The 876-nt window shown below is 76.7% G+C and carries 1 protein-coding gene and 1 pseudogene; both read left to right on the top strand.

Going from position 1 to position 876, the window contains the following annotated elements:
- Positions 1 to 196: pseudogene (locus GTW08_RS29915) on the top strand (hypothetical protein); the annotation flags it as partial.
- A gap of 13 nt (positions 197 to 209) precedes the next feature.
- Positions 210 to 876: chorismate synthase (locus tag GTW08_RS29910; RefSeq protein WP_161152858.1), on the top strand; the 667-nt coding region annotated here is incomplete at its 3' end.

Raw genomic sequence — 876 nt, 5'->3', positions numbered from 1 at the left:
TGCGGGATGGGCGGTGCTGCCGGTGGTCGCGGTGCTGGCCGCGGTCGTCTCGGCGGCGGTGGCGCTCGTCGCGGTCGGGGCCGGGCGGGCCGGGTGGGGGAGCAGGCTGCCGCACGGCCCGGTCCTGCTCGGTGCGGCACTGGCGGTCGTGGTGCCCGCGGTCGTGGTGCTGTCGGGGGCCCGGATCCCCGGGTGAGAGGATGGTCGCCGTGCTGCGATGGATCACCGCCGGGGAGTCCCACGGTCCGGCCCTGGTGGGCGTGCTGGAGGGCATGGTCGCCGGGGTCTCGGTCACCACCAAGGAGCTGCAGGCCGAGCTGGCCCGCCGCAAGCTCGGCTACGGCCGCAGCCCGCGGATGGCGTTCGAGGCCGACGAGCTGGAGGTCATCGGCGGCCTGCGGCACGGCCTCACGCAGGGCGGGCCGGTCGCGGTCCGCATCGCCAACACCGAGTGGCCCAAGTGGGAGACGGTGATGGCCGCCGACCCGGTGGACCCGGAGCTGATCGCGCACCGCGCCCGCAACGCACCGCTGACCCGGCCCCGTCCCGGCCACGCCGACCTCGCCGGCATGACCAAGTACGGCTTCGACGAGGCCCGCCCGGTCCTGGAGCGCGCCAGCGCACGCGAGACCGCCGCCCGCGTCGTGCTCGGCACCGTCGCCAAGGCGTTCCTGCAGCAGGCCCTCGGCGTGACGATCGTGTCCCACGTCGTGGGCATCGGCGCCGTCGACGCCCCGGACGACGAGCCGCTGCCCGGCCCCGCCGACCTCGACCGCATCGACGCCAACCCGGTGCGCGCCTTCACCGACGCCACCGGCGCCGCGATGGCCGCCGAGATCGACGCCGCGCACGAGGCGGGCGACACCCTCGGCGGGG

It is taken from the genome of Pseudonocardia sp. SID8383, from assembly GCF_009864975.1.
In the GTDB taxonomy this organism is placed as follows: Bacteria; Actinomycetota; Actinomycetes; order Mycobacteriales; family Pseudonocardiaceae; genus Pseudonocardia; species Pseudonocardia alni.
The sequence above is the reverse complement of the archived record's forward strand: the minus strand, read 5'-3'. Positions and strand labels throughout refer to the sequence as shown.